Origin of the sequence: Sphingomonas populi, from assembly GCF_004208535.1 — a bacterium.
GTDB classification, from domain to species: Bacteria; Pseudomonadota; Alphaproteobacteria; order Sphingomonadales; family Sphingomonadaceae; genus Sphingomonas; species Sphingomonas populi.
The window spans coordinates 49,822-75,646 of sequence record NZ_SGIS01000007.1; the positions used below are offsets into that span (position 1 = coordinate 49,822).

General features: G+C 67.6%; 19 protein-coding genes. 8 read left to right on the forward strand and 11 right to left on the reverse strand.

Translation table 11 applies throughout. The annotated features are described in order from the left end of the window. Positions 1 to 42: 42 nt before the first annotated feature. Positions 43 to 2,052, reverse strand: a complete 2,010-nt coding sequence (locus EWE75_RS06285; protein WP_130155813.1) for a GMC family oxidoreductase N-terminal domain-containing protein — start codon at positions 2,050 to 2,052, stop codon at positions 43 to 45. A 152-nt stretch (positions 2,053 to 2,204) separates the two neighbouring features. On the opposite strand from EWE75_RS06285, the gene EWE75_RS06290 reads away from it, so the two are divergent. Further along, positions 2,205 to 3,386 carry an acetyl-CoA C-acyltransferase gene (locus EWE75_RS06290; protein WP_130155814.1) on the forward strand — a complete coding sequence of 394 codons (1,182 nt, stop codon included), beginning with the start codon at positions 2,205 to 2,207 and terminating at the stop codon, positions 3,384 to 3,386. 140 nt (positions 3,387 to 3,526) lie between these two features. Here the strand turns inward: EWE75_RS06290 and EWE75_RS06295 are convergent, their stop codons facing one another. Beyond that, entirely contained in the window at positions 3,527 to 6,868 is a 3,342-nt protein-coding gene (locus EWE75_RS06295) for a transglutaminase family protein (protein WP_130155904.1), read from the reverse strand. A gap of 123 nt (positions 6,869 to 6,991) precedes the next feature. Here EWE75_RS06295 and EWE75_RS06300 point away from each other — a divergent pair, with 123 nt between their 5' ends. After that, the gene (locus EWE75_RS06300) at positions 6,992 to 8,140 is read left to right on the forward strand and encodes a zinc-binding metallopeptidase family protein (protein ID WP_130155815.1); all 1,149 of its coding nucleotides are present in this window, start codon (positions 6,992 to 6,994) and stop codon (positions 8,138 to 8,140) included. 59 nt (positions 8,141 to 8,199) lie between these two features. Next, positions 8,200 to 8,490, forward strand: coding sequence for a plasmid stabilization protein (locus EWE75_RS06305; RefSeq protein WP_130155816.1), 291 nt, complete (start codon positions 8,200 to 8,202; stop codon positions 8,488 to 8,490). Positions 8,491 to 8,534: 44 nt separating this feature from the next. Here EWE75_RS06305 and EWE75_RS06310 read toward each other — a convergent pair whose 3' ends face one another. Further along, positions 8,535 to 10,553, reverse strand: coding sequence for a TonB-dependent receptor plug domain-containing protein (locus EWE75_RS06310; RefSeq protein WP_231708243.1), 2,019 nt, complete (start codon positions 10,551 to 10,553; stop codon positions 8,535 to 8,537). A 50-nt stretch (positions 10,554 to 10,603) separates the two neighbouring features. On the opposite strand from EWE75_RS06310, the gene EWE75_RS06315 reads away from it, so the two are divergent. Further along, a complete protein-coding gene (locus EWE75_RS06315) occupies positions 10,604 to 11,416 on the forward strand; it encodes an NYN domain-containing protein (RefSeq protein WP_130155817.1) in 813 nt (270 codons plus the stop codon). A 134-nt stretch (positions 11,417 to 11,550) separates the two neighbouring features. On the opposite strand, the gene EWE75_RS06320 is transcribed toward EWE75_RS06315, so the two are convergent. From EWE75_RS06320 to EWE75_RS06335, 4 genes are all read right to left on the reverse strand, one after another. After that, complete coding sequence (locus tag EWE75_RS06320; protein WP_130155818.1) at positions 11,551 to 12,768, reverse strand: UbiH/UbiF/VisC/COQ6 family ubiquinone biosynthesis hydroxylase; 1,218 nt, start codon at positions 12,766 to 12,768, stop codon at positions 11,551 to 11,553. 59 nt (positions 12,769 to 12,827) lie between these two features. After that, on the reverse strand, positions 12,828 to 13,313 hold the full coding sequence (msrB, locus tag EWE75_RS06325) for a peptide-methionine (R)-S-oxide reductase MsrB (RefSeq protein ID WP_130155819.1): 486 nt from the start codon (positions 13,311 to 13,313) through the stop codon (positions 12,828 to 12,830). A 108-nt stretch (positions 13,314 to 13,421) separates the two neighbouring features. Continuing rightward, on the reverse strand, positions 13,422 to 14,663 hold the full coding sequence (locus EWE75_RS06330) for an ABC transporter permease (RefSeq protein ID WP_130155820.1): 1,242 nt from the start codon (positions 14,661 to 14,663) through the stop codon (positions 13,422 to 13,424). Then, positions 14,660 to 15,586 (reverse strand): ABC transporter ATP-binding protein, encoded by a 927-nt coding sequence (locus tag EWE75_RS06335; RefSeq protein ID WP_130155821.1) that lies wholly within the window; start codon positions 15,584 to 15,586, stop codon positions 14,660 to 14,662. The genes EWE75_RS06330 and EWE75_RS06335 overlap by 4 nt, the downstream gene beginning before the upstream one ends. Positions 15,587 to 15,718: 132 nt before the next feature. Here EWE75_RS06335 and queG point away from each other — a divergent pair, with 132 nt between their 5' ends. Further along, positions 15,719 to 16,852: a tRNA epoxyqueuosine(34) reductase QueG gene (gene queG / locus EWE75_RS06340; protein WP_130155822.1), complete on the forward strand. Its 1,134-nt coding sequence runs from the start codon at positions 15,719 to 15,721 to the stop codon at positions 16,850 to 16,852. 8 nt (positions 16,853 to 16,860) lie between these two features. Here queG and EWE75_RS06345 read toward each other — a convergent pair whose 3' ends face one another. Both EWE75_RS06345 and EWE75_RS06350 read right to left on the reverse strand, forming a co-directional pair. After that, on the reverse strand, positions 16,861 to 18,171 hold the full coding sequence (locus EWE75_RS06345; RefSeq protein WP_130155823.1) for a dicarboxylate/amino acid:cation symporter: 1,311 nt from the start codon (positions 18,169 to 18,171) through the stop codon (positions 16,861 to 16,863). Positions 18,172 to 18,256: 85 nt separating this feature from the next. Then, on the reverse strand, positions 18,257 to 18,808 hold the full coding sequence (locus EWE75_RS06350; protein WP_130155824.1) for a CHAP domain-containing protein: 552 nt from the start codon (positions 18,806 to 18,808) through the stop codon (positions 18,257 to 18,259). A gap of 202 nt (positions 18,809 to 19,010) precedes the next feature. Between EWE75_RS06350 and EWE75_RS06355 the strand changes: the two genes are divergently transcribed. Next, a complete protein-coding gene (locus tag EWE75_RS06355) occupies positions 19,011 to 19,469 on the forward strand; it encodes a hypothetical protein (RefSeq protein WP_130155825.1) in 459 nt (152 codons plus the stop codon). Between the two features lie 66 nt (positions 19,470 to 19,535). Here the strand turns inward: EWE75_RS06355 and EWE75_RS06360 are convergent, their stop codons facing one another. Both EWE75_RS06360 and EWE75_RS06365 read right to left on the reverse strand, forming a co-directional pair. Then, entirely contained in the window at positions 19,536 to 21,794 is a 2,259-nt protein-coding gene (locus tag EWE75_RS06360; protein ID WP_130155826.1) for an NADP-dependent malic enzyme, read from the reverse strand. 61 nt (positions 21,795 to 21,855) lie between these two features. Further along, a complete protein-coding gene (locus EWE75_RS06365) occupies positions 21,856 to 22,239 on the reverse strand; it encodes a winged helix-turn-helix transcriptional regulator (protein ID WP_130155827.1) in 384 nt (127 codons plus the stop codon). 100 nt (positions 22,240 to 22,339) lie between these two features. Here EWE75_RS06365 and EWE75_RS06370 point away from each other — a divergent pair, with 100 nt between their 5' ends. Then, complete coding sequence (locus tag EWE75_RS06370; RefSeq protein WP_130155828.1) at positions 22,340 to 23,092, forward strand: SDR family oxidoreductase; 753 nt, start codon at positions 22,340 to 22,342, stop codon at positions 23,090 to 23,092. Between the two features lie 63 nt (positions 23,093 to 23,155). Continuing rightward, positions 23,156 to 25,726 (forward strand): DNA mismatch repair protein MutS, encoded by a 2,571-nt coding sequence (gene mutS / locus EWE75_RS06375; protein ID WP_130155906.1) that lies wholly within the window; start codon positions 23,156 to 23,158, stop codon positions 25,724 to 25,726. The last annotated feature ends 99 nt before the right edge of the window (positions 25,727 to 25,825 follow it).

A 25,825-nucleotide genomic window follows, 5' to 3' on the forward strand; every position in this document is an offset into this window, starting at 1 on the left:
AATGTTGCGTCGCATCAATTCAGTCGAAGAAGCCGTCCGGCTTCAAAACGGATCGTGCTCGGTCGCATAATGCGCCATCGCCATCGTCGTCATCTGTGCGTTGACTCGGATGCAACTGGTGAAGGTGCTGGCATCGGTGACGAGCACGTTGGCGACATTGTGGACGCGACAGTCGAGATCGACCACGCTCGTCGCCGGATCGGACCCACGCGCATTGCCGCCGTGCGGGTGCGAGGTCGAGAGCGTCACATCGTCAGCCTCGCGAACATGGCGCTCGAAGAAGGCGTCGATGTCTTCGCCGCGCCGGAGCGTGGTGCCGCGCGCGAGCGCCGGATAGACTTCGAGCGCGCCCGCCGCGAAATGCACGCGCGACAGCGTGGCGAGCGCGCGGCGCAGATTGGGCAACTCGACATCCGCGCGCAGCTTGAGGTGGAGCGCGCCATCGATCAGCGAGCCTTGGCGATCGACCGGGATCAGCACGCCCGCCGAGGCGAGCCGATCGTAATTGCGCATCCGCTGCGCATGATCGCCGATCCAGCCGGGCATCAGCGTCGACATGCTCATCGGCGGCTGGAAGTGCGATTCGAGCAGGAAGTCGCGCGCGTCGACATAGGTCGCCATCTGGTCCTCGTCCCAGCTCTTCACCGCGCTCGGCATCAGCGCGACGACCGGGCAGGCCATGTTGAACGACAGGCCGGTGCCCGACTCGCCGATACCGCTCGCCTGAAGCAGCCGGCTCGACGCCATCGCGCCACCCGCCACCACCACGCCCTTGCGCGCGCGGATCACACGCTCGCTGCCATCCGCGAGCTTCACCGTCACCGCATCGGCGACGTGCTTGCCATCCTGCCGGTCGTCTCGCCACAGGATCGCCTCCGCCTTGGCTTCGGCAAGGATGCCTGCGCCCGATGCGCGCGCGTCGCGCAGGAACGACTGCGCCATGCCCTGCTTGCGGCCATAGGGGCAGCCAGTGTTGCAATAGCCGCAATAGGCGCATTCGGCCTCCCCATTCGGCGGGCCGAAATTCTTGCTGAACCACACGGCCGGCGCTGCCTTGTCGATCGGATTGGTGCTCTCCGCCGCATAGGCCGCCCAACCTTTCAACAGGTGCGGGCCATTGTTGCGCCCGGCGCGGTGCGCGATCGGCTGGATTGAGAGCCGCGCGGTGATCGCGTCATAGGCGGCATGGAAACGCGCTTTGTCGACCGGCGCGCCGAGGCTGGCCCAGCGTTCCAGCACGTCATCGGCATCCGGGTGGGTGAGGCCCTCGCGGTTGACCGGCAGGCAGATGCCGTTGTTGATGACGGTCGATCCGCCGACGCAGCGGCCCTGAAACACGATCACGTCATGGTCGCGGCTCGATTGCAGCCCGCCGTCGACGAACAGCCGCGAAGTCATCCGCCGCTCCTCGTGGCTCAGATCGCGCGACGCCCATAACGCGCCAGCCTCGACGATCAGCACATCATGCCCATGCCGCGCGAGATTGGCGGCGGCGACCGCGCCGCCCGCGCCCGAGCCGATCACGATGACATCGACCGCCTCGGGGACGTTCGCGTGATCGACCAGGTCGGCGTGGCTCAGGTCGCGCTTGTCGTAAAAGGTGATCGGCACCTCGCCCGCGCCGCGTTCGCGAAAAAACGGCAGCGTGAAGCCGATCTGGGCGAGAACGGGATTGTCCTCGTTGTCGATTTGCCCCTGCTCGGTGGTCTGCGAGGCGCCCTGCCAGTGGCCGTAATAGCCCGCGTAGATCACGCCGCGAATGCGCGCGAGATCCTGCATCAGATCGTTCTGCGATCGCTCCAGCCGCCGCGCGACCCGGCGTGCGCCCCAACCCGGCCCGAGCAGCAGGAACAACGGCCCACCCAGAACCAGACAGACGAGATACAGCGTCAGGCCGATCTCGCGGGGCTTGCCGCCCTCCATCAAACCGAACTGATATTGGATGTTGGCGACGACCTGATCGGGGGTGATCGCCATCTCGACCTTGTGGAACAGCGCCTTCGTCAGCGCCTTGAGGATGCGCGCCTGCAAGACATTGAATGGTTTCTTCATCCCGCCCCCCGCGATCATGCCGCTTGCATAGCAGAATGTCGCGGCCGTTACGATCGCGACATCGCACTATCGCAAACCGCCGCCGCATCTCCTATCTCGCGTCCAACAGGAGCGCGCCCGTCAGCACGCCGAAGCAGCCGAGAGAGATGTTCATGACCGATCCCGTCGTCATCGCCAGCTATGCCCGCACGCCGATGGGCGGCTTTCAGGGCGCGCTGACCCCGCTCAAGGCGACCGAACTGGGATCGATCGCGGTCGCCGCTGCGGTCGAGCGTGCCGGGGTCAACCCCGATCTGATCGAGCGCATCTATATGGGCTGCGTGCTGCCGGCCGGGCTTGGGCAGGCACCGGCGCGGCAGGCCGCGATCGGTGCGGGGCTGCCGGTCTCGGTCGAGGCGACGACGGTCAACAAGATGTGCGGATCGGGGATGCAGGCGGCGATCATGGCGTATGACGCGCTCGCCGCCGGATCGATCGACATTGCGGTCGCGGGCGGCATGGAGAGCATGACCAACGCGCCCTATCTGCTGACCAAGCATCGCGGCGGCGCGCGGATCGGCCATGACACGATCTACGACAGCATGATGCTCGACGGGCTGGAGGATGCCTATCAGCCCGGCACGGCGATGGGCGTGTTCGCCGAGGATGCCGCGCGCGAATACCAGCTCACCCGCGCCGATCAGGACGAATACGCGCTGCGCTCGCTCGCGCGCGCCAAGGATGCGATCACGAGCGGCGCGTTCGACCGCGAGATCACCCCCGTCACCGTCAAAGCGCGCGGCGGTGACACCGTCGTCGCGATCGACGAGCAGCCCGGCAAAGCCAAGCCCGAGAAAATCCCGTCGCTCAAGCCGGCGTTCGTCAAGGACGGGACGGTGACGGCGGCCAACGCCTCGTCGATCTCGGACGGTGCGGCGGCGCTGGTGATGACCCGGCAAAGCGTGGCGGAGAAGCTCGGGTTGCCGATTGTCGCGCGCGTCGTCGCCACCGCCGCGCATGCGCAGCAGCCTGCCAGATTCACCAGCGCGCCGGTGCCGGCGATCCGCAAGGTTCTCGCCAAGGCCGGCTGGAGCGCGGATGAGGTCGATCTGTTCGAGGTCAACGAGGCGTTCGCGGTGGTGGCGATGATCGCCGCGCGCGAACTCGCCATCCCGGACGAGAAGCTCAACGTCAACGGCGGCGCGACCGCGCTCGGCCATCCGATCGGCGCGAGCGGCGCGCGGATCATGGCGACGCTGCTTAGCGCGCTGGAGGCACGCGGGCTGAAGAAGGGCGTCGCGAGCCTCTGCATCGGCGGCGGCGAGGCGACGGCGGTGGCGCTGGAGCTGGTGTAAACTGGCGGGCAAAATTCCCTGCCCTCACCCTTCCGTCGCTACGCTCCTCCCTCCCTCTCCCATCGGGAGAGGGAAGGGGCCCGCCCGGCGAAGCCGGGTGGGAAGGGTGAGGGCAGTAGGTGTACGCGCGCGTTGCGCGTTTACCGCAAGTTTGCCGGTCGCCGCAGATCCAACGTCAGCGGGAACTCGCTCGGCAGTTCCTCCGGCGGCACCGGAATCGGGCCGGGGGTGTGGCCGTAATCCTGGAACCGCGCTTTGCGGCGCGCCTCCGCCTCGAAGCCGTTGACCGGCACCGCGTCGTAATTGCGCCCGCCGGGATGCGCGACGTGATAGACGCAGCCGCCCAGCGACCGCCCGCTCCACGTATCGAGCACGTCGAAGGTCAGCGGCGCGTTGACCGGCAGGCGCGGGTGCAGGCAGTCGGCCGGCGCCCACGCCTTGTAGCGTACGCCGCCGACCACTTCGCCGGGCACGCCGGTCGGTGCCATCGGAATCCGGCGGCCGTTGCACGTCAGAACGTGCCGCCCGGCGGTGAGATTGCTCCCGCGCACCTGTAGCCGTTCGGTCGAGCTGTCGACGTAGCGCACCGTTCCACCGATCGCTCCGGTTTCGCCGAGGACATGCCACGGTTCGAGCGCGTGGCTGATTTCGAGGCTCACGCCACCGGCATCGATCGTGCCGTGGACCGGGAAGCGGAACTGGCGTTGCGCCTCGAACCACGCCGGATCGAACGCATAGCCAGCACCGCCCAGATCGCCGAGCACGTCGAGCAGATCCGCCCAGACGAAATGCGGCAGCATGAAGCGATCGTGCAGCGCGGTGCCCCAGCGGGTGAGCTGGCCATGCTGCGGCTCGCGCCAGAACCACGCGGTCAGCGCGCGGAGCAGCAGTTGCTGCGCGAGGCTCATCCGCGCGTCTGGCGGCATCTCGAACGCGCGGAACTCGACCAGCCCGAGCCGCCCGGTCGGGCCGTCGGGCGAGAAGAATTTGTCGATGCAGATTTCGGTGCGGTGGGTGTTGCCGGTCACATCGACCAGAAGATTACGGAACAGCCGATCCACGATCCACGCCGGCGGCTGCTCGCCTGCGGCTGGTCCCGGCACCTGCGCGAGCGCGATCTCCAGCTCGTACAGGCCGTCGTGCCGCGCCTCGTCGATACGCGGCGCCTGGCTGGTCGGGCCGATGAACATCCCCGAGAACAGATAGCTGAGCGCGGGATGGCGCTGCCAATAGAGCACGAAGCTCTTGAGCAGATCGGGCCGGCGCACGAACGGCGAATCGTACAGCGTCGGCCCGCCCAGCACGATATGGTTGCCGCCGCCGGTGCCGATCGCGCGGCCGTCGAGCATGAACTTGTCGGCGGTCAAGCCCGCCCGCCGCGCGATATCGTACAGCGTCTCGGTGATCTCGCTGGTCTCGGCCCAGCTCGCGGCGGGGTGGACGTTGACCTCGACCACGCCGGGATCGGGCGTGACCTTCAACACCTTGAGGCGCGGATCGGTCGGCGGCGCATAGCCTTCGATCCGCACCGGCACACCGAGCGCGGCGGCGGCGGTCTCGATCTCGGCGATCAGTTCGAGATACTCTTCGATCGTACGCACCGGCGGCATGAACACCGACAGGAAATGCCCGCGCGGCTCGGCGGTGACGGCGGTGCGGACGGCACCGATGACGATCTCCTGCTCGACCCGCTCCTGCGGCTGCGCACCGGATACCGGCGCGCGTTCGGTGATGCGCTGTTCGGTGGCGGGGGCGTCCGCGATCTCGGCGCGCTGGGTGCGGAAATCGGGCAGCGGTTCGCGCGGCTCACTGGTGTCGCGCGCGTTGACGTAAGGATATTCGGACGGCGGCACATAAGGCAGCGAGCCGAGCGGCAGGCGGTAGCCTAGCGCGCTGTCACCGGGCACCGTGTAGAGCTTGCCGCGTCGCAATTTCCACTGTTCGGTAAGCCAGCCGCCCTGCACCTTGCTCTGCCATTTCTGCACCGGCAACACATAGCCGACCGGCGTGGACAGCCCGCGTTCGAACGCGCGCACCATGCGAGTGCGCGCCTCGGGATCGTCGATCTTGGGGTCTTCGGGGCTGGTGTTGACCGGCAGCTCGGCTTCCTTGAGCGACCAGGCGAGCGGGTCTTCATAGGCGGGCACGACATGGCCGGCGGGCAGGCCAAGCCCCGAAGCGATCAGTTCGAGGAAGCGTTCGGCCATCTCCGCCGTGACCGGCGGCTTGCCGGTGCCGTCTTCCTCGGCGATCAGCGCGGCATCGCGCCAGATCGGCACGCCGTCATCGCGCCAATAGACCGCATAGGCCCAGCGCGGCAGCGTTTCGCCGGGATACCATTTGCCCTGGCCGTGGTGGAGCAACCCGCCGGCTGCGAACTTGGTGCGCAATTCGCGAATCAGCGTGTCCGCATAGCCCGCCTTGGTCGGGCCGACCGCGTCGCCATTCCACTCGGGCGCCGAGCCGCCGTCCGCCGCGACGAAGGTCGGCTCGCCGCCGATGGTGAGGCGCACGTCCTGCGCGGCCAGATCGGCATCGACGCGCTGGCCAAGCGCATCGAGCGCCGCCCAGCGATCATCGGTGAACGGCCGGGTGATCCGCACCGCCTCGGCGATGCGGCTGACGCTCATCTCGAAATGGAAATCGACCTCGGCCGGTTCGGCCATGCCGCTGATCGGCGCGGCAGAGCGATAATGCGGCGTCGCGCACAAGGGGATATGGCCTTCGCCCGCGAACATGCCCGAGGTCGCGTCGAGCCCGACCCAGCCGGCGCCGGGGATGAAGACCTCGGCCCAGGCGTGCAGATCGACCACGTCCTGCGTGACGCCCTTCGGCCCCTCGACCGGCTCGACATCGGCGACGAGCTGGATCGAATAGCCCGACACGAACCGCGCGGCGAGCCCGAGCCGGCGCAGCAACTGCACCAGCAGCCACGCGCTGTCGCGGCACGAGCCCTGGCCGATCTCAAGCGATTCCTCCGGCGTCTGCACGCCGCTTTCCATGCGGATGATATAGCCGATCCGCTCCTGAAGCTTCGCGTTGATATCGACGAGGAAGTCGATCGTGCGGCCACGGTGCTGGGCGTGCTGCGCCACCAGCGATTCGAACAGCGGCCCCTGCGGCTCCAGATCGAAATAGGCGGCGAGATCGATCCTCAGCGCATCGTCATAGTGAAACGGGTAATTTTCGGCATATTCCTCGACGAAGAAGTCGAACGGATTGATGACGTCGAGATCGGCGAGCAGATCGACCTCGATCGAGAAATGGTCGATCGGATCGGGAAACACGATCCGCGCCAGCCAGTTGGCGTGCGGGTCTTGCTGCCAGTTGAGGAAATGCCCGGCCGGCTCGATCTTGAGCGCATAGTTCGGCACCTTGGTGCGGCTGTGCGGCGCCGGGCGAAGCCGGATCACCTGGGGGCCGAGCCGGATCGGGCGGTTGTACTTGTAGGCGGTGAGGTGGTGCAGGCCGGCTTTGAGCATAAGGTTGAACAGACGGCATGCGTTGCTGCTATGCAACCAAAATCTCGCGAACCGCTTTCCTCACGCGAAACTCGCGTTGCGGCATCGCGTTGAACGAGGACAGTCCTTTCCCGGAGACATCGCGTGGCCGCCTACACCTGCCCCAATTGCCGGCAGCGTCTCCATTTCGAATCGCGCGTCTGCCCGAGTTGCGCGCATCCGCTTGGGTTTGCGCCGATCGCGAACGGCTTCCTCCACCTCGACGTGGCCGACGGCGCGTGGCGTGACGCGAACGGCGCAGTCGTGACGGTGCAGCCCTGTGCCAACGCGCGGTACGGCGTGTGCAACTGGGTGGTCGCGGTGGATGACCCGCAGCCGATGTGCCTCGCCTGCCGGCACAACCGCATCATCCCCGATCTCGCCATCGCCGGCGTGCTCGAACGCTGGACCAAGATCGAGGATGCCAAGCGCCGCGTATTGCACGGGCTGATGCGGCTCGGCCTCAAGCTGGAGACCAAGGCGCAGAACGTCCACGGCCTCGCCTTCGATTTCCTCTACGATACCTCGGCCGAGCAGGGCTACGCCCCCCGGCATTTCACCGGCCATGAAAACGGCCTCATCACGCTCAACCTGATCGAAGCCGACGATGCGCAGCGCGAGCGCATCCGCCGCCAGATGGGCGAGCCGTACCGCACTTTGGTCGGCCATTTCCGCCACGAGATCGGTCATTATTTCTGGTCGCGGCTGGTGCAATTCGGGCCGGACCTGATCCCGTTCCGCACCCTGTTCGGCGACGAGCGTGCCGATTATCAGGCGGCGCTCCAGTCGCATTACGCCAATCCGCTGCGCGCCGGCTGGGAAGACGAATATGTCTCCGCCTATGCGACGATGCACCCGTGGGAGGATTTCGCCGAGACCTTCGCGCACCATTCACACATCGTCGACACGCTCGCGACGATCGGTGGGTTCGGCACCCGGCTGGATGCGATGCCCGCCGCCGCGCCCGGCACGCCCGACAGCGTGATCGATTTCGATCCCTATCGCGCCGACACCGCGACGCTGACCGCGCACTGGATTCCGTTCGCCTTCGCGATCAACGAGATCAATCGCAGCATGGGCCAGCCCGATCTCTACCCGTTCCGGCTGTCGCCGGCGGTGGTGCTCAAGCTCGATTTCGTCAACCGGCTGATCGCCTTCTACGCCGGGCGCTGGGCGCCGGGCGAGGCCGAGTCGAGCGATCTCAAGGCGCTCGTCGCGACGCTTGGGCAAGGCGTGGAACTGGGCGTGGGCTGAGCCGGAAACGCGTGATCGCTTCGCGCGTTTTAGCGGGCAGCGAGCAAAGGAGAGCCATCATGCCGCGCGGAGACAAGGACGCCTACACGACCAAGCAGAAGCGCAAGGCCGAGCACATCGAGCAAAGCTACGAAGAGCGCGGCGTTCCCGAGAAAGAGGCTGAGGCGCGTGCCTGGGCGACGGTCAACAAGGAATCGGGCGGCGGCAATTTGTCCGGTTCGGGACGCGGCAAGCCCGATACGCATGTCGCCGCGTCGCGCGGTGGCAAGGCGCATAAATCCGGCTCGGCCGAGCAGCGCTCGGCAGCGGCGCGCAAGGGCTGGGTGACGCGGCGCAAGAACGCTGGCTGAGGTCTCATCCCTCGACGTCGCTGGGGACGAACATTGGGAAACGTTCACGCCCCGAAGCGAACGCCGATCCACACGGTCCGGGGCGTGCCCAGGTCCATCGACCCCGCCTGATTGCGCGTCACCACCGTCTCGTCGAGCACATTCTCGGCGCGGGCGATCACCGCCACGCCCTTGCGCACCGGCAGTTTGACGAACGCATCCACCGTGGTCGCGGCGCGCAGCACATCGGTCTGGAGATCGTCCTCATATTGCCGCCCGACATGGCGCGCGGTGAGCGAAGCGAGCAACCCCGAACGCGGCTGCCACGCCAGCGTCGCGCTCGCGGATTGGCGCGGGCTTTGCGCGGGGATCAGCCCATTGAACGCCATGCCGGGCGCATCGACCTTGCTGTCGCTGAACGCATAGCTGGCCGAGAGATCGAACGCACCGCGCCGCCAGTCGAAGCTCGCCTCGACGCCCTTGGCGACGATCGCGTTGACGTTGCCGCGCCGGCGCAGAATGGGGCTGATCGTCAGATTGGCGATGGCGTCGCCGAGCCGGTTGTAGAAACCGGTCAGGCTCAGCGTCATGCCCGGCAGGGGGCGTGCGTCGATACCGCCCTCGACGCCGCGCAACCGTTCGGGCGAGAGGTTGGCGTTGGCCTGGGTCGTCACCGGGAAGACGGTGAACGGCCGGTACAGTTCGTTGAGCGTCGGCAGCCGGAAGCCGGTATAGCCCGCCAGCCGCAGATCGACCGCGCCGAGTTTGAGAAGCGCGCCCGCCCGCCCGGTCGCCTCGGTGCCGTCGCGACTCGGGAAGGCGGTGTCGGTGGTGAGCGCACCGGCGGCGCTGCGCTGGCGGAAGAAGCCGTCGGTGATCGTCCAGTGATCGACTCGCGCGCCACCGGTCAGCACAAGCCGGCCGAGCGTCCAATTGTCCTCGACGAACAGCCCGGCGACGCTGGTGTTGCCGCCGGCGTTGCGGCGCGTGATAACCGCGCCATAGGCATCCTCGAACAATTGCCCGTCGGCGAGGCGGACATCGCCGCCGACGCGCAATACGTGGTCGCCCCCCACCGGCGGGCGCAGCTCGATCTTGCCGCCGATGCCCGTCGAAGGGGTGTTGCGCTGGTCTAGCGTCAACGCGAAACTGCTCGAACTGATCACTGTGTTGGCGAAATTGCGCGCCTGCACATAAGCGAGCGCATCGACCTGCCAACGCCCGTGCGAGATCAGGCGGATGCTGGCATCCTCGCCGCTTGAACTGGAATCGGCGCCCTTGAAGCGCAACGTGCGGTTGTCGCCGAACACGAGTCCGCGAAACTGCACCTCGGTATCCGGCCCGAGCGGCGCGACCGCGCGCAAGCCCGTCGACCAGTCGCGGTAGCGCGCCGGCACGGTCGCGGGCGTGCGCTGATCCTCGGGCGTGGTCTGGAAGCCGTCGCCGCGCTCGAATTGGCCCGACAGCGCAACGAAGCCGCTGCCGACCGACGGCGCCACGGTGGCGCTGACCGTCTGCGCGTTGCGGCTGCCGTACAGTGCCTGACCGGAGCTGGTCGGCAAATCCGCACGGCTGGCGCTGGTCATCTCGATCGTGCCCGCCACCGCGCCGGCGCCGAACGGACCCGATCCGCCGCCGCGCGTCACACGGATGCCGCCGAGCCGACTCGGGATCACGGCATTGAACGGGATATAACCGAAGAACGGATCGGCGATCGGTACGCCATCGAGCAACACCAACGTCCGGCTCGACGCATTGCCGCCGAGCGCGCGCAGCGTCGCGCCTTGTGCGGAGGGATTGGCCGAGCGGCTGTCCGAGCGGCGGAACTGCTGGAAGCCGGCGACGTCGAGCAGAACATCCTCGACCCGGCCCGAGGCATCATTCTCCAGCCGCTGGCGATTGATCGTCACCGATCCGTAGGCGGGCGTGCCCGGTGGCAGATCGAGTCCGCGCCCCAGCACGACGATATCGCCGGTCGCCGGATCGACATCCTGCGCACGCGCGTTACCGGCTGCGAGAATGCCCGCGAGCAGCATCGGCACGCGCATCGCGCGGGTCATCGTGATATCGCGGGCCAGGATCATGCCGGACTGCTTGGCCACCCGCCGCACTTCGGTCAATAAAAGGAATTCGCTTGGAAAAAGACCAACCCGCCGCGCCGGCCCCTGACCGCCGCATCGCGCTGCTGATCGACGCCGACAATGTCTCGCACAGCAACATCGCGGCGATGCTGGCGGAACTGTCGAAATACGGCACCGCCAACATCCGCCGCGCCTATGGCGACTGGGGCAGCCCTGGCCTGAAAGGCTGGCGCGAAAAGCTTCACGAATTCGCGATCCGGCCGATCCAGCAGTTCAGCTATTCGACCGGCAAGAACGCCACCGACATCGCGCTCGTCATCGATGCGATGGAATTGCTCTACACGCAGAAGCCCGATGCGTTCTGCATCGCGTCGAGTGATGCCGATTTCACGCCTTTGGTGATGCAGTTGAAGGCCAACGGCCATGACGTGTACGGGTTCGGCGAGCGCAAGACGCCGTCGCCCTTCGTCAACGCCTGCACCACCTTCCTGTATCTCGACAGCCTCGAAGGCAGCGCCGCCAAGGAGCCGGCGACGGAACCCGCCACCAAGCCCAAGGCGGGCAAGAAAGCGAGCGGAAAGCCCGCAGTCGCCGAGCCCAAGCCGACCGCGCAGGACGCGAAGCTGATCGAGTTGCTGCGCGGTGCGGTCGAAGCGGCATCGTGGGATGATGGCTGGGCCTCGATGTCGGCGGCGGGCAGCACCGCCAAGCGCCAGGCACCGATCGACCCCCGCAACTACGGCGTGAAGAACTTCCCCGCGCTGTTCGAAGCAACCGGCGCGTTCGACATCGTCAAGGGCGACAACGGCCAGACCTATGTCGCCGACAAGCGCAACGCGGACCGGACGCCGAAACCGGCTTTGTAAGGGAAGGGCCTCTGTTTAAAAATAAAACTCAACCCGTTCGTGTCGAGCGCAGTCGAGACACCTGCGCTTTAGGCATGTCCCTCGACTTCGCTCGGGACGAACGGGTTGGGCTATTCGGCTGATCGAGGGCGATGTTAAACCGTCATGCCCTGCAACAGCTTGGGCACGTCGCCGCTCTCGCCACGCGCTTCGGCCATGAAGCGGTTCTTGAGCGGCGGTAGCCGATCAACCGCTGACAGCCCGAAGCGGCGCACCGCATTGGCCGCCTTGCCGGGAATGCCGAACAGATGCGTCAGCCCGTCCGTAGCGGCGGCGACCATGAACGTATCGAGGCTGCGCCAGCGTTCATAGCGCGCGAGCACCTGCCGGTCGCCGAGATCGAGGCCGGTGCGCTTGGCCTCGACCAACACCTCGACCAAAGTCGCGACATCGCGGAAGCCGACGTTGACGCCCTGCCCGGCGATCGGGTGGATACCGTGCGCGGCATCGCCGACCAAAGCCAGCCGCTCGGCGGTGATCGTCGCGGCATGGTGGAAGCCGAGCGGATAGCTCTGGCGCTGGCCGAGCGGCCCGAGCTTACCGAGGAAACCGCCCATCTTCTTCTCGCATTCGGCGAGGAAGCCGCGTTCGGACAGCTTGACCATGCCCGGCGCCTCGTGCCGCTTGACCGACCAGACGATCGCCGAGCGATGGCCCTGCGCGTCGTCGTTGAGCGGCAGGATCGCGAACGGGCCTTGCGGGTAGAAGATCTCGAACGCGATGTTCTCGTGCGGCTGTTCGTGGTGGAGCGAGGTGACGATCGCGCTGTGATCATATTGCCAGCGCGCCACCTTCAGCCCGGCCGCCTCGCGCGTCGGCGAGGCGCGACCCTCGGCGGCGATCAGCAGCGGCGCGTGGATGACCTCGCCCGATGAAAGCGTGACCGAAACGCCGTGCGCGTCGCGGGTGGTGGCGACGGCGCGGGTCTTCATCCGCACCTCGACGCCCTCGGCGGCCTGTGCCGCCTCGTACAAGGCGCGGCGCAGCAGCCGGTTCTCGAACATCGTGCCGAGCGCGGTCTCGCCGGACTCGGGCGCGAAATCGAGCTTGCCGGGGGCGAGACCGTCGCTGACGCGAATGCCCTGGATGGGGCAGCCCGCGCCCTCAAGCCGTTCGAGCACGCCGATCGCACCGAGCAGCCGGGTCGGCGCGCTGGCGATCGCCGAGGCGCGCCCGTCGAACCCGGCAGCGAGGATCACGTCGGGATCGGCGATGTCGATGACGATCGCGGTAAGCTTGTGCGCCGACAGCGCCACGGCAAGCGCGCTGCCGACCAGCCCGCCGCCCAGAATGATTACGTCTGCTCGATCCATGCCGTCCGCTCTAGCGCCCGATCGGGCAGGTGCCAAACCCTGAACACGCGGTAGGACAATCAGGCCGGGGTGAACTTCAGCGCCGCGCCGTTCATGCAATAGCGCTTGCCGGTCGGCGCCGGGCCATCGTCGAAGACATGACCGAGGTGCCCGCCGCAGCGCCGGCAATGGACTTCGGTGCGCGACATGCCGAGCGACCCATCGTTGCGCGTCCGCACGGCATTGGCGAGCGGTGCCCAGAAGCTCGGCCAGCCGGTGCCGCTGTCGAACTTGGTCTTCGACGCGAATGCCGGCAGCGCGCAGCCGGCGCAGGCGAACACACCCTTGCGATGCTCATCGTTGAGCGGGCTCGTGAAGGGGCGTTCGGTGCCTTCGTGGCGCAGCACGTCATAGGCGGCGGGCGAGAGCTTCGTCTTCCACTGCGCGTCGGACAGCGTGACCTCGAAATGCTCGGGCGGCGCGGCGGTGGCGCCACGGCACCCGAACAACAGAAACGCCGCCGCGCCCGAGGCGGAAAGCGTCAGGAACTGTCTGCGATCGTGCATTCCAGAGAGCCTCTTTGAAGGATGCGAGGTATATAAGTACGCGAGGAGCGAATGCACGGATGCAGCTTGAGCGACCGCAACATACAGCCCGAACGGGGGTTGATCCTGCTACTCGCCAGCTACAGGCGCGCGCGCGGCACGCCTGAACCAGCGTCCACTCCCGGATTGCAGCACCCCGCGCCGGAACGCGCGCGCGCCGACCGTGATCGCGATTGCCACCCACAACGCCTGCCACGCCAGCGCGAGCAGATGCGGCCACACGTCGGAGAAGTTCGCCGCATGCGCCGCCATCGCGAACGGCGAACTGAACGGGAAGATTTCGGCGAAGCGCGTCACCCAACCGTCGGCGCCACCCGCCGCGCGCAGGGCGAGGCTGAACATCAGCACCTGGACGATCGTGATCGGCAGCGACAGCATCTGCAACTCGCGCGGCGTGGTCGCCTGCGCGCCGACGCCGAGGAACACCGCGCCGAGCAGCATGTACGCCATCGCGAAATAGGCGAAGAACAGGGGCACGAACAGCGGCAGGCCGATCGCCGGGCCGATCTCACCCAGCCCGCCCGCCATGCCGGCGGGGAGCAACGCGGCGATCTGGCTGGCGAGCGTGCCCCAGAAGCCGACGAACAGCACCGCCGAGCCGAACATGCCGAGCAATTTGCCGAAGAACACCGCTTCGAGCGGAACTGCGGCGGCGAGGATCTCGATCACCTTGTTGTTGCGTTCCTCCGCCATCGTGCTGACCGCCTGGCCCGAGAGCAGCAGCGACAGGAAGAAAATGCCGAACACGCTGAAGAAAGCCGCCTGGCTGTGCCCGCCCGATGAGGCGCGTTCTCGTGCAATCGGTTTGAAGGTGGCGGTGCTCACCGGCGGCGCGCCGCTTTTGTCGGCGCGCAGCGTGCCCTCGGCGAGCTCGGCGAGATAGCGCGAATCGCCGCGGCCTTGCGCACCGTAGAGGATCGTCGGCGCGGCGAGATCACCGTAGAGCGCGGCGGTGGTGTCCGCCCCGGCACCCGCGAACGTCGCGCGCGCTTGGCTGGCGGGTTGTGCCTTGGGAGTTTCGAACGTCAGCACCGGCGGCTGGTCCGAACGGCCGAACAGCCGGCGCAGCCGCGCGTCGGTGGCGCGCATCGCCGGTTGCTGGTCGGGCGCGACGATCGCGACGATCTGCGCCTTCTCGGCCGCATTGGTCGCCATCGACGTAGCCCCGCCCGCGCCGACCAGCCCGAACGACAGCATGATGACGGGAGAGAGCAGGAACAGCAGGAAGGTCGGCGTGAACACCGTTGCGACGAAATCGCGCCGCGCGATCGTCAGCGTCTGGCGGATGATGCGGTTGGAATTGGCGCTCATGCCGCGATCTCCTGGGCGCCTTCGAGCGCGCTCGCGCCGACGATGCGGACAAAGGCGTCGTGCAATCCGGGCCGCTCGATCGATAGGCCGGCGATGCCGTGGCCGCCGTCGATCAGCCGCTTGAGCGCCGCCTCGACCCCGCCGTCGGGCACCGGGAAGCGCCAACCGTCCGCCTGATGCACCGCGCCTTCAGGCAAGAACGCGGCAAGCGCGGGGTCATCGCGATCCGGCACGTAATGCGCGCGCATCGGCAGCAGCCCGCGCGCCTCGGCGACGGTGCCCTCGAAGCGGTGCTTGCCGCCGGCGATGATGGTCAGCCGGTCGCACAGCCGCTCGGCATGCGCCATGACGTGAGTCGACATCACGATCGTCGCGCCGCGATCGCGTTCGGCGAGGATCAGCGCTTCGAGCCGTTCCTGGTTGACCGGATCGAGCCCGGAAAAGGGTTCGTCTAGCACGAGCAACTCGGGCTGGTGGACCACCGAGCCGAGCAACTGGACGAGCTGCGCCATGCCCTTGGAGAGTTTGCGAATCTTGGTGTCGGTGGCGTAGCCGAGGCCGGCCGCCTCCATCAGCGTCACCGCGCGCTTGCGCCCGGTCTTGAGATCGAGGCCGCGCAACGCGCCCATGAAGGCGATCGCGTCCTTGGCGCGCATCGCCGGATACAGGCCGCGCTCCTCGGGGAGATAGCCGACGCGGTCGCTCGCATCGCGCGGATGGCTGTGGCCGAGCAGGCTGCGGTGGCCGCCATCGGGTTCGATGATGCCGAGCAACATGCGCAACGTCGTCGTCTTGCCGGCGCCATTGGGGCCGAGCACACCGTAGATCGCGCCGCGCGGCACCGCGACATCGACGCCGTCGACCACGCGCTTGCCGCCGAAAGTCTTGACCAGCCCGGTCGCGCTGATCGCCAGATCGTTCATCGCGTTCCATTCCCGTTGGTGCCGAGCGCAGTCGAGGGACATTCCACGCACACGAAGGTTCCGCACGGGGCCTCGTTTTCGCGCAATAATAACGGAAAGAGTGCTGGCCGCATGGCGGCGTGGTAGCGGGCAATGATGAGCGAACACAACCTGCTTGGCAGCCGGCTCAAGGCGAAAGCGGCGGAGCTTGGCTTCGTGGCGTGCGGCGTGGCGCGCGCCGACGCGACGCCGCGTGCGGGTGAACGGCTGCACCAGTGGCTCGCGCAAGGGATGCACGGCGACATGCTGTGGATGGCCGAGCGTGCCGGGCAGCGCGAAAGCCCGGCGGCATTGTGGCCGGCGGTGCGCAGCGTGATCGCGCTCGGCATGAGCTACGCGCCCGCCGCCGATCCGCTCGCGCTGGCGGAGGAAGGCAGCATAGGCCGCATCTCGGTCTATGCGCAGGGCGGCGATTATCACGATGTCGTCAAGCGCGCATTGAAGGCACTGGCGCGCTGGCTGATGGCGGAGGCGCCGGGCACCGACCTCAAGGTGTTCGTCGATACCGCGCCGGTGATGGAAAAGCCGCTCGCCGAAGCCGCCGGTCTCGGCTGGCAGGGCAAGCACACCAACATCGTCAGCCGCGATGCCGGGAGTTGGCTGTTTCTCGGTGCGATCTACACGACGCTCGATCTCGACCCCGATGTGGGTGGGCGCAATAGCTGCGGATCGTGCGACGCCTGCCAGCGCGCTTGCCCGACCGACGCCTTTCCCGCGCCCTACCGGCTCGATGCGCGGCGCTGCATCTCGTATCTGACGATCGAACATGCCGGGCCGATCCCGCAGGAATTTCGCACCGGGATCGGCAATCGCATCTATGGCTGCGATGATTGCCTCGCGGTGTGCCCGTGGAACAAGTTCGCCACCGCCGCCGCCGCCAACCGCGCCTTTCTGCCGCGCGCGGAACTCGCCGCGCCCGCGCTCGCCGATCTGCTTGCGCTGAGTGATGCGGATTTCCGCGCGGTGTTCGCGGGATCGCCGATCAAGCGGATCGGTCGCGACCGGATGGTGCGCAATTGTTTGATCGCGGCGGGTAACAGTGGGGTGCCGGCGCTGGTCGATCCGGTCGCGCGGCTGCTGGGCGATCCTGCGCCGGTGGTGCGCGGCGCAGCGGTGTGGGCGCTGGCGCGGCTGGATGTCGATCGCGCGCTTCGGGAGAAAACGGGGCAGATGCTGCTCGAAGCGGATGCTGGCGTTGTAGAGGAATGGGCCGCTGTAATCCTGTAATCCTACCCTCAACCGTTCGTGTCGAGCGAAGTCGAGACACCTGCGCCTCGTTGCAGTCCCTCGACTTCGCTCGGGACGAACGGTGGCTCTTGCCCACCCTCCCGCGCCCGCCCCAGCCCGACCGTGATCGCGATGTCCATCGTCACGTTGCCGACGGTGCGGAACAGGTCGGGGATCGTCTCGACCGCGATCAACAGCCCGAGCGCCTCGATTGGCACGCCCATCGCGAACGCGACCGGCGCGACCGAGGCGATGTAGCTGATCGTGCCGGGCAGGCTGACCGACCCCATCGTCGTGATCGCCGCCGTACACACCCCCGCCGCGAGCGCACCCGGCCCGATCGGCACGCCGAGCCAGTGCGCGATATAGAGCGCGACCGCGAGGTTCATCGCCGGGCTGGTCGCGCGGAAGATCGCGACGGCAAGCGGCAGCACGATCCCCGCCGCCGCAGGCGCGGCACCGAGCGATTCACTGGCCGCCAGCATCGTCGGCAAGGTCGCGAGCGAGGATTGCGTCGAGATCGCCACCGCCTGCGCTGGTGCAGCGGCGCGCGCGAAGCTGAACAGGGAGACCCGGCCGAACAGCACCGCGACCGGATAGGCCGACAGCAAGACGACGAAGCCGATCGCCGACACGACGACGATATAATGCAGCAAAGCGCCGAACGCCGCCGCGCCGGTGCGTGCGCCCACGCCATAAGCGAGCGCGCCGACACCGATCGGCGCGAGCCGCAACACCCAGCCGATGATGATGAGCAACGCATCGGTGATCGCCTGGAACCAGCGCGTCAGCATCGCGCGCGGTTCGGGCGCGAGCTGGGTGATCGCGAAGGCGAGCGCGAGCGCGAACACGGTGAGCGGCAGGAAGGAATCGCCCGCCGCCGCGCTCACCACGTTCGACGGCACGATCGTCTCGAAGAACGCACCCAGCGTCGGCACCGCGCCGACCGGCTGCGCGCCGGTCAGCGCCTGCCGCAGCGCCGCCGACCAACTTGCGGGCAACGGCCACAGATCGAGCAGCAGCGGCGTGACGATCGCGGACATGATCGTGGTCGACCACAGGATGACGACCATCGTCAGCACCGCGCGCAGTGCGAGCTTGCCGGCGCGCGCGGCATCGGCAGCGGCGCCCACGCCGGTCACCAGCAACCCGACGATCAGCGGCACGATCACCATCTGCAACCCGTGCAGCCAGGCGAGCCCGACCGGCTGGGTGAAGCCGGTGATGGTCAGCGCGAGCTTCGCGTCGACCGCGACCAGCGCGATGCCGATCAACAGCCCGCTCACCAGCGCCAGCAGAATGCGTGTTGCCTGCGACATGCCTGTTCCCCCTGTACCGCTCTAACGGACGGGGAACGCGCTAAAATGGCAAGTGGATTTTAGGGGGTAACGTGTGTCGCGCGCTTTAGAAGGCGGCGGTCTCGATCGCGCCGGTCTGCGCGCTCGCCAGCGTCATCCTCGGCGCAGGAGCACTCGTGTCCGGCTCGACATCGTCATTGCCGGCATGGCCCGAATAGATGAAGCCCTTGGTGGGATAAGCGGTGGTGCCGAGATCGTGCTGCGGGCCGTACCAGACCTTGACCCTGCTCCAGTCGCCATTGGCCGAGACATCGACCGCGCGAACGTTGGTCTCGATGCCACCGCGACGCGACCAGTTGGCGTGGGTGAGCAGCACTTCGCGGTCGTTTACCACCGCGCTGACCATCGCGACATGGCCAAGGCGCATATGGCCGGTCGAGGCGAAGGCGAGGACGGCGCCGACCTTGGGAGCGTGGCCGCGATCATACCGGCCAGCGGCCTGACCCCACCAGGTATTGGCGTTGCCGCGAATTTCGATGCCCGAGATCGTGCGAGCATAAGGCGCACACTGCCAGAACTGAGCCGCCGCAGGGGCCGTTGCCGTTAGGGCGCAGCACAACACCAGCGCAAAACGCGCTGCGATCAATTGGAATTTCATGCGACCCCCCAAAGGTCTTTTGCTTCGTTGAGGCTATTGAGCAGGTCGCGGACACGATGAAAACCCTGTCGCAGCGATGAACGGAACCTTTTCCGATGAAGCGTGTTACACCAACGATGACTGCCCCTCGGCACCGTGCTTCGGCGCGACAGGTCGGCGTCTGCGCTCGCCATATCCCTGCGAACGCGGTAGAATCACCTATATGAAACGCATCGCCCTGGCCCTGTGCCTGCTATCGCTTGCCTGCTCCCCGCGCGGCGGGAGCGGCGATGCCGATGCGATCTACAATGCCGGCGAGCAGGAGGCGCAATTGTCGCCGGGGGTACAGCCCGTGCGGATCGGCGAGGGCGGCCCGGGCTTCGCGGCGTGCGCGGCGGCGGGAACGGTCGTCAACCTGTCGCCGCAGGACCAACCCTATCTGCCGATACGCACCGCGCCGTTCGCCGAAGCGAGCGAGATCGGGCGGCTGGAAAACGGCACCGCTTTGCTATTGTGCTCGCATTCGCTCGACCAGCGCTGGCAGGGTGTGGTGGTGCCGCCCGCCGGCGGCGCTGCGGCCGATTGCGGCGTCTCGGCGCCGGTGGCATCGCCGCGCGGCTATGCCGGGCCGTGTCGCTCGGGCTGGGTTTCGGCCGCGTTCGTGCGGGCGCGGGCCGGGTAGAGAAACTTACCCGGACCCGTTCGTGCCGAGCGACGTCGAGGCACGAACGGATCTGGTTTGCCGCACTTACCGCGCGATGCCGCCTGCGGCGAGCACCGCCAGCGTCACCAGCTCGCTCGCGGTCGATGTCATCGGCGCGATCTGCACGCTCTTTTCCATGCCGATCAGCATCGGGCCGATCACCGCATCGCCGCCGAGTTCGCGCAGCAGCTTGGCGGAGATGTTGGCCGATTGCAGGCCCGGCATCACCAGCACGTTGGCCGGCCCCGACAGCCGCGCGAACGGGAAGTTGGCGAGCTGCTTGGGGTTGAGCGCGACGTCCGCCGCCATCTCGCCTTCATATTCGAAGCTGACCTGCCGCCCGTCGAGCACCGTCACCGCATCGCGGATATTGTCGAGGAAGTCGCCGCCGGGATTGCCGAAGGTCGAATAGCTGAGGAACGCGACGCGCGGCTCATGCCCCATGCGGCGCGCGACCGCCGCCGTATCCTCGGCGATGTCGGCGAGTTCCTCGGCGGTCGGCCGCTCGTTGACGGTGGTGTCGGCGAGGAAGACGGTGTGGCTCTGGCCGACCATCAGGTGAATGCCGAACGGCGTGCGCCCCGCCGCCGGATCGATGACGCGACGGATCTCGCGCATCGTGTGCGCGTACGTGCGGGTCGTGCCGGTGATCATCGCATCGGCTTCGCCGAGCTGGAGCAGCACCGCGCCGAAGATGTTGCGATCCTGATTGATCATCCGCTCGCAATCGCGGCGCAGATAGCCGCGCCGCTGGAGCCGCTCGTACAGGAAATCGACCATGCGCGGCACCAGCGGCGAATTGCGGCTGTTGTGCAGTTCATAGGTGGAAGGATCGGTGACGCCGAGCGCGCGCAGCCGATCCGGCACGTCGTCACGACCGACCAGCACCGGCACGCCGTAGCCACCGTCCTTGAACGCGATCGCCGCGCGCAGCACGGTCTCTTCCTCGCCCTCGGCGAACAGCACGCGCTTGGGATGCGCCTTGGCCCCTTCATACGCGAGCGTCAGCACCGAGGTGGTCGGATTGAGCCGCGCCTTGAGGCTCTGGCGATAGGCTTCGATATCGAGGATCGGCTTGGTGGCGACGCCCGAATCCATCGCCGCCTTGGCGACGGCGACGGGGACGATTTCCATCAGGCGCGGATCGAACGGTGCCGGGATGATGTAATCGGGGCCGAAGCTGTGCTGGACGCCATAGGCCACCGCGACCTCCTCGGGAACCTGCTGGCGCGCCAGCGCCGCCAGCGCCTGCGAGGCGGCTACCTTCATCTCGTCGTTGATCGTCGTCGCGCGCACGTCGAGCGCGCCGCGGAAGATGAACGGGAAGCAGAGCACGTTGTTGATCTGGTTCGGATAATCCGAACGGCCCGTCGCGATGATGACGTCAGGGCGAACGCGCTTGGCGTCGGGCGGGCTGATTTCGGGGTCGGGGTTGGCCATCGCGAAGATGATCGGCTTGGGCGCCATCTTGGCCAGGAATTCGGCCGGCAGCGCGCCGGCGGCGGACAAGCCCAGGAACACGTCGGCCCCGTCGAGCGCCTCCTCCAGCGTGCGCCGATCAGTGACGGCGGCGTGTGCCGACTGCCACTGGTTGACGCCCTCACGGCCCTGATAGATCACGCCGGTACGGTCGCACATCAGCAGATTGTCGCCGGGCAAGCCCATCGCCTTGATGAGCGCGGCGCAGGCGATCGCCGCCGCGCCGGCGCCGTTCACCACCAGCTTGGTGGTCTTGATGTCGCGCCCGGTGAGGAACAAGGCGTTGATGAGGCCGGCGGCGGCGATGATCGCGGTGCCGTGCTGATCGTCATGGAACACCGGGATGTTCATGCGTTCGCGCAAGGTCTGCTCGATCACGAAGCATTCGGGCGCCTTGATGTCTTCGAGGTTGATGCCGCCGAAGCTCGGCTCCATCAGCTCGACCGCGTCGATGATGCGATCGACGTCCTCGGTCTTGAGTTCGATGTCGATCGAGTCGACGTCGGCGAAGCGCTTGAACAGCACCGCCTTGCCTTCCATCACCGGCTTCGACGCGAGCGCACCGAGATTGCCGAGGCCCAGGATCGCGGTGCCGTTCGAGATCACCGCGACGAGATTGCCCTTGGCGGTGTAATCATAGGCAAGTGCAGGATCTTGCGCGATCGCCAGCACCGGCACCGCGACGCCGGGCGAATAGGCGAGCGCGAGATCGCGCTGCGTCGCCATCGGCTTGGACGCGATGATCTCGATCTTGCCGGGGCGTCCCTCGGAGTGGAACAGCAGAGCTTCACGCTCCGAAAACTGGACGTTCGATTCGTTCGACATGGGGCAGCCTTCTCCAGAAGCGTCCAGCCCTTAGTGTCCCTGTCCCCGAAAGGGAACGCCGCTATCGGATTTTGCGCGTATCAAAGTCCTGCCGGGCGCGCTCGATACGGTCGATATTGGTCTCGGCCCAAGTCCACACGCCGCAGAACGCTTCGCTCAACGTGTGTCCGAGATCGGTCAGCCGGTAATCGACATGCGGCGGGATGACGGGGTGGACCGTGCGTACCAGCAACCCGTCACGCTCCATCGCGCGCACCGTCTGCGTCAGCATCTTCTGGCTGATTCCGGTTACTTCGCGCACGAGTTCGGTGAAGCGCAGCACCGGATGCTGGGTCAGCGCCTCCAGCACGATCATCGTCCATTTGTCGGCGACGCGGCCGATCACATCGGTGACGAGCGCCTCGACACGAGGATCGAGTTCCGGGTGGCACGACGTATCTTCCATAACTCTCCTTTTGGTAAGTACCGAACTTTTCGGTGCTTACTTTCCATGCGTAACCGAGGCGCTACATCCGCGTCCATCACCCTTCATCAGGAGACGCAGCATGGACATCACCGGCAACGTTATTCTCATCACCGGCGGCGGATCGGGGATCGGTCGTGCGCTCGCCATCGCGCTGCACGAACGCGGCAACCGCGTGATCGTCGCGGGCCGCCGGCTGGAGCCGCTCGAACAGCTCGCCGCCGATGTTCCGGGCATCGCCGTCGCGCAGCTCGACATCGCCGACCCGCACGCGATCGCGCCGTTCGCGGCGTCGGTCACCGCCGCCCACCCCGCGCTCAACGTCGTCATCCATAACGCCGGCATCATGCGGGCTGAAGATTTGCTCGCCGATGGTTTCGCGCTCGACACCGCTGAGGCGACGATCGCGACCAACCTGCTCGGTCCGATCCGCCTGACAGCCGCGCTGCTGCCGCATCTGCGTGCGCAGCCCAAGGCAAGCATCCTCACCGTTTCGTCGGGCCTCGCCTTCGTGCCGCTGGCCGCGACGCCGACCTACTCCGCGACCAAGGCGGCGATCCATAGCTGGAGCCAGTCGCTGCGCGCGCAGCTTGCGCCGACCGGCATCGACGTGATCGAGATCGCGCCGCCCGCCGTCGCGACCGATCTGATGCCCGGCCACGCGCAGAACCCCAATTCGATGCCGCTCGACGCTTATATCGCCGAGACGATGGCGCTGTTCGAAGCGCACCCGCACGGCCCGGAGAACACCGTCGAGCGCGTGCTCTTTCTGCGCAACGCCGAGCACGACGGCCACTACGACGAGACGTTCGCGATGCTCAACCAGCGGCATTGAGCCGCCGACCCCAAGCCTCTATCGGCTGGGAGCGTGACTGACCCCGTTTCCGCTCCCACGCCGATGATGGCGCAATATCTCGCACTCAAGGCCGAGGCGCAGGATTGCCTGCTCTTCTACCGGATGGGCGATTTCTTCGAGATGTTCTTCGAAGACGCCAAGATCGCCGCCGCCTGTCTCGACATCGCGCTGACCGCGCGCGGCGAGCATCATGGCGTGGCGATCCCGATGTGCGGCGTGCCGGTGCATGCGGCGGAGGGGTATCTCGCGCGGCTCATCAAGGCCGGGCACCGCGTCGCCATCGCCGAGCAGACCGAGTCGCCCGCCGAAGCCAAAAAGCGCGGCGGATCGAAGACGCTGGTCGCGCGCGGCATCGTCCGCGTGGTGACGGCGGGGACGCTGACCGAGGAAGCGCTGCTCGACGCGCGTGCCGCCAATTGGTGCGTCGCGATCGGCGAGGCGGGCGGCGAGGTGGCGCTCGCCGCCGCCGACATTTCGACGGGCCGCTTCGAAGTGATCGAGACGAGCGCCGCCAATCTCACCACCGAACTCGCCCGGCTCAACCCCGCCGAGACGATCGCCGCCGAGGACAGCGCTTTCGCCGACGTGACGACGTCGCTGCGGCCCAAGCCCGGCTTCGACAGCGCGCGCGGCGAGGCGCGGTTGCGCGATCTGTACGGTGTCGCGACGCTCGACGGCTTCGGCCAGTTCAGCCGCGCCGCGCTGGCGGCGGCGGGCGGCCTCGTCGCCTATCTCGACCATAATGGCAAAGGCGCGCTGCCGTTCCTGCGCCCGCCGGTGCTACGCCAGAGCGCGCAGGCAATGGCGATCGACGCGGCGACGCGCGAGAGCCTCGAACTCACCGCCACTACCTCGGGCGCGCGCAAGGGCAGCCTGCTCGACGCGGTCGATCGTACCGTGACCGGCGCGGGCGCGCGCGCGCTCGCCGCCGACATCGGCGCGCCGCTGGTCGACCGTGCCGCGATCGAGGCGCGGCTCGATCTCGTCCAGTTGCTGTGCGAGGACGGTGGCCTGCGCGAGTCGCTCCGCGCGACGTTGCGGGCGCTGCCCGATATCGGCCGCGCGCTCGGCCGGCTCGCGGCGGGGCGCGGGTCTCCGCGCGACCTGGGCCAGTTGCGTGACGGACTCGATGGCGCGTGGCGGTTGGGCGAAAAGCTCGGCGGGGTCGAGCGTCCCCCCGCCCTGCTCGCCGATCTCGCGCCACGGCTGCGCGGCCACGGCGCGCTGATCGACCTGCTCACGCGGTCTCTGGTGGCGACGCCGCCGATCGACGCCTCGGACGGCGGCTATATCGCGCCCGGCTATGACGCCGCGCTCGACGATCTGCGCGATGCCGGCGCGGGCGGGCGGCGCGCGATCGCCGCGCTGGAGGCGGAGTATCGCGCCCGCACCGGCATCACCGCGCTGAAGATCAAGCATAACGGCGTGCTCGGCTATCATATCGAGGTTGCCGCGCGTGTGGCGGATGCGCTGATGACGCCTGACAGCGGCTTCACCCATCGCCAGACGCTCGCCGGCGTAGTGCGCTTCAACGCGCCCGAACTGCATGAAGTCGCGGTCAAGGTATCGCAGGCCGGCGCGCATGCGCTCGCCGCCGAGGCAGCGCATCTCGAAGACCTCACACACACCGCGCTCGCCCGGCGCGAGGCTATCGCCGCCACCGCCGACGCGCTCGCCCGGCTCGACGCCTCGGCGGGGCTGGCCGAGCGCGCGTGCGAGGGTGGCTGGGTGCGGCCGTCGCTGGTCGATCATGCCTGTTTCGACATCGTCGGCGGTCGCCACCCGGTTGTCGAGGATGCGCTGGCGAAGCGCGGCGAGCGCTTTGTCGCCAACGACTGCCGACTCTCAGAAGACTCGCGGCTGTGGCTCGTGACCGGGCCGAACATGGGCGGCAAATCGACCTTCCTTCGCCAGAACGCGCTGATCGCGGTGCTTGCGCAGGCCGGCAGCTACGTGCCGGCGAGCGCAGCCACGCTCGGCCTCGTCGACCGGCTGTTCAGCCGCGTCGGCGCGTCGGACAATCTCGCGCGGGGACGGTCCACGTTCATGGTCGAGATGGTCGAAACGGCGGCGATCCTCGCCCAGGCGACGCCGCGCAGCTTCGTGATTCTCGATGAAGTCGGGCGCGGCACCTCGACCTATGATGGCCTCGCCATCGCCTGGGCGGTGGTCGAGGCGATCCACGAGGACAATCGCTGCCGCTGCCTGTTCGCGACGCATTACCATGAACTGACCCGGCTGGCCGAACGCTGCGAGGCACTCAGCCTCCACCACGTTCGCGCACGCGAGTGGAAGGGCGATCTGGTGCTGCTCCATGAGGTCAGCGAAGGGCCGGCCGATCGCAGCTATGGCCTTGCCGTCGCGCGACTGGCGGGGATGTCGCCCGCGACGCTGGCGCGCGCCAAGGCGGTGCTGGCCAAGCTGGAAGCGGGCCGCGCCAAGACCGGCGGCATCGCGGCGGGGCTCGACGACCTGCCGCTGTTCGCCGCCGCACGCGAGGAAGAGGTGCCGCCCGCCGATCCGGTGCGCGAGGCGCTCGCGGCGATCGATGCCGATGCGCTGACGCCGCGCGAGGCGCTGGAGCAATTGTACCGGCTGAAGGGTTTGATGTAGCCACACTCCGTCACCCCAGCGCAAGCTGGGGTCTTCTGCAGGCTGGGCGGATGATGCGAGTCTCACCGAGAGACCCCAGCTTGCGCTGGGGTGACGACG